Annotated in this window: 2 protein-coding genes; both read left to right on the forward strand. The window is 74.4% G+C overall.

Going from position 1 to position 3,939, the window contains the following annotated elements; translation table 11 throughout:
• A partial coding sequence (locus AC07FV_RS34770; RefSeq protein ID WP_479091758.1) for a type I polyketide synthase occupies nucleotides 1–3,243 on the forward strand: 3,243 nt, incomplete at its 5' end.
• A 43-nt stretch (nucleotides 3,244–3,286) separates the two neighbouring features.
• Nucleotides 3,287–3,939, forward strand: a 653-nt coding sequence (locus AC07FV_RS34775) for a beta-ketoacyl synthase N-terminal-like domain-containing protein (protein ID WP_479091760.1), incomplete at its 3' end; no start/stop codon positions are given.

The following is a 3,939-nucleotide window of genomic DNA, read 5'->3' on the forward strand; positions in this document are numbered from 1 at the left end:
GAGTGCCTCGAGGGGGCCGGTGATGTGGTGGTGGTGCCGGTGATGCGGCGGGGTCGTCCGGAGCGGGAGGTGTTCGAGGCGGCGGTGGCGACCGTCTTCACCCGCGACGCCGACCTGGACGTGAACGCCCTCCACACCGGCAGTGATGGCGGCCGACGCATCGACCTCCCCACCTACCCCTTCCAACACACCCGCTACTGGGCAACCGGTTCGGCGAGCGGTTCGACCGGCGCCTCGGCAGCCGCGCGCTTCGGCCTGGAGTGGAAGGACCACCCCTTCCTCAGCGGTGCCACGCCGATAGCCGGCTCCGGCGCGCTGCTCCTCACCGGCCGGGTGTCACTCTCCACCCACCCGTGGCTGGCCGACCACGCCATCTCCGGCACGGTGCTGTTGCCCGGCACGGCGATCGCCGACCTGCTGCTGCGGGCTGCCGAAGAGGCGGGCGGCGGAGGAGTCGAGGAACTGACGCTCCATGCGCCCCTGCTCCTCCCCGAGCGCGGCGGACTGCACGTCCAGGTGCTGGTCGAGGCGGCCGACGAGCAGGGACGGCGTGCCGTGGCCGTCGCCGCACGCCCGGAGGACGCCGGACGGGACGGTGAGGAACCGGAGTGGACCAGGCACGCGGAAGGAGTGCTCACCACCGCGGAGCCGGCCGCTGCCGACATGGCCTGGGCTGCCGGGGCCTGGCCACCGGCTGGTACCGAACCGATCGACGTCGAGGAACTGTACGACGGGTTCGCCGCGGACGGTTACGGCTACGGCCCGGCCTTCACCGCACTGTCCGGCGTGTGGCGTCTCGGCGACGAACTCTTCGCCGAGGTGCGGCGGCCCGCGGGGGTCGCGGGCGCGGCCGGTGACGGGTTCGGCATCCATCCGGCCCTCTTCGACGCCGCCCTTCACCCTTGGCGCGCCGGCGGGCTGCTGCCCGACACCGGCGGCACCACGTTGGCGCCCTTCTCCTGGCAGGGCATCGCCCTCCACGCCACAGGAGCCGAGACGCTCCGCGTCAGGCTGGCACCCGGGGGCGGCGGCAGCGAATCCGCCTTCTCCGTACAGGCCGCCGACCCGGCGGGCAACCCCGTCCTCACCCTCGGCGCGCTCCTGCTCCGCCCGGTGACCCTGGGGAAGGACGAGACGCCGGAACCGCTGTACCGCGTCGACTGGCAGCCGCTTCCGCACGCGATCGAGGCTTCCGGCGCCCAGGGCTGGACCGTGCTCGGGGCCGCCGCGGCCGAAACGGTCGCGGAACCTGCCGCCCACGCGGACCTCACCGCCCTGCGCACGGCTGTGGCGGCGGGAACCCCCGCGCCCGGGCTGGTGGTCGTGTCGCCGGTGGACACCCGACTCGACGGGATACCCGTGGCGCCGGACGCGGAGGCGGACGCTCCCGCCCGTGCGGGTGACGGCTGGAACGACGACCCCGTACGTGTCGCCCTCGGGCGCGGCCTGTCCCTGGTCCGGGAGTGGGCCGAGGACGAACGGCTGGCGGACTCCCGGTTGGTCGTCCTGACCCGGGGCGCGGTGGCGGCCGGTCCCGGCGAGGTGCCGGACCTGGCGGGCGCGGCCCTGTGGGGGCTGCTCCGCTCCGCGCAGTCGGAGTACCCGGACCGCTTCACCCTCCTCGACACGGACGATTCGCCCGAGTCCCGTACGGCGCTGCCGCGCGCCCTGGCATCGTACGAGCCGCAACTCGCCCTGCGGGCGGGCGCACTGCTGGCACCGGCCCTGGTCCCGACGGCCCCGGCAGTGCCCCCGGCAGCGACGGAGGCGCCGGCCACCGCGCCCGCTCCCGCCCCCGACGGCCCCGCCACGGACTCCGTGTTCGACCCGGAGGGCACCGTACTGATCACCGGCTGCACCGGCGCCCTCGGACGGCGCGTCGCTCCGCACCTGGCACGTCGGTACGGCGTACGCCACATGCTCCTGCTCAGCAGGCGCGGGCCGGACGCCCCGGAAGCCGGCCCACTGGAGCGGGAACTCACCGGCCTCGGCGTCACGGTCACCTTGCTGGCCTGCGACCTCACCGACAGCGAGGCCGTACGGAAGGCCGTCGCCGAGGTGGTGCCGGAGCACCCGCTGACCGGTGTGGTGCACACCGCGGGCGTGCTGGACGACGGCGCCCTGAACGGCCTGACCCGGCAGCGGCTCGACACCGTGCTGCGGCCCAAGGCCGACGCCGTGCGGAACCTCCACGAGGCGACCCTCGACCGGCCGCTGCGCGCGTTCGTCCTGTTCTCTGCCGCCGCCGGACTCCTGGGCCGCGCCGGACAGGGCTCCTACGCCGCCGCCAACGCGGTACTCGACGCGTTCGCGCAAGCCCGACGTGCGGCCGGACTGCCCGCCGTGTCCCTGGCATGGGGTCTGTGGGACGAGCTGACGGGCATGGCGGGGGGCCTCGACGACCTGGCCCTGCGCGTACTGCGCCGGGACGGCATCGCCGCGATACCCCCGGAGCAGGGGCTCCACCTGCTCGACCTGGCCCTGACCGACCACCGGGAGGGACCCGCCGTCCTCGTCCCCCTCCTCCTCGACCGGGCAGCCCTGCGCCGCACGGCGAAGGAGCGCGGCGCGGCCACGATGTCCCCCCTGCTGCACGGCCTGCTGCCCGCCGCCCTGCGCCGCCGCGACGCGGCCGGCGCCCCCGCGGCGGCCGACCGGCACGGCAAGGAGACCGACCCCGGCGCCGGACGTATCGCGGGCATAGTGGCGCTCGACCCGGCCGAGCGGTCCGCGGCCGTCTTGGACCTCGTCGCCGAACAGGTCGCCGAGGTCCTCGGGTACACGTCGGCCGCCGAGATCGAGCCCGAACGGCCCTTCCGGGAGATCGGCGTCGACTCCCTGGCGGCGGTGGAGCTGCGCAACCGGCTCAACCGTCTGGCCGGCCTGCGGCTGCCGACCACGCTGTCCTTCGACCACCCCACGCCGAAGGCCATGGCGGAGCACATCGACGGGGAGCTGCCCCGTCCGGCCGGAGCCCCGCCCGCGGACGCGGCGCTGGCGGGGATCGGCGACCTCACACGGGCGGTCGCCCTGCTGGATGCGGACGACACCCGCCGCGCCGAGGTACGGGAGCGGCTCGTCGGGCTGCTGTCCGTGCTCGACACCTCTGGGCGGGACGGCGCCGTCCCCCGCGGTCGTACCGCCGCGCCCGGCGGTGCCGAGGGAGCGGGAGCGACCGTGACGGACCGGCTCGACGAGGCGACCGACGACGAGATCTTCGCCTTCCTGGACGAGCAGCTGTGACCACGCCGTGGACCGACCGCATGCCGAGGAGTTGGTGGCAGCAATGAACGCCGAGAACGACAAGATCCGCAGCTACCTGAAGCGTGCGACCGCCGAACTGCACAAGACCAAGTCCCGCCTGGCGGAGATCGAGTCGGCGAGCCGTGAGCCGATCGCGATCGTCGGGATGGGCTGCCGTTACCCGGGTGGTGTGGTGTCGCCGGAGGAGTTGTGGGACCTGGTGGCGGCCGGTACGGACGCGATCTCCCCCTTCCCCGTCGACCGCGGCTGGGACACCGAGGGGCTGTACGACCCCGATCCCGAGGCGCTGGGGCGCAGTTACGTGCGCGAGGGCGGGTTCCTGCACTCGGCGGCGGAGTTCGACGCGGAGTTCTTCGGTGTCTCGCCGCGGGAGGCGGTGGCGATGGATCCGCAGCAGCGGTTGCTGCTGGAGACGTCGTGGGAGGCGCTGGAGCGGGCCGGGATCGTCCCCGCGTCGCTGCGCGGCAGCCGGACCGGCGTCTTCACCGGCGTGATGTACGACGACTACGGGTCGCAGTTCGACTCGGCTCCGCCGGAGTACGAGGGCTACCTCGTGAACGGCAGCGCCGGCAGCATCGCGTCCGGTCGGGTTGCCTACGCGTTGGGGTTGGAGGGGCCGGCGTTGACGGTGGACACGGCGTGTTCGTCGTCGTTGGTGGCGTTGCATCTGGCGGT

It is taken from the genome of Streptomyces sp. NPDC045956, assembly GCF_056430705.1.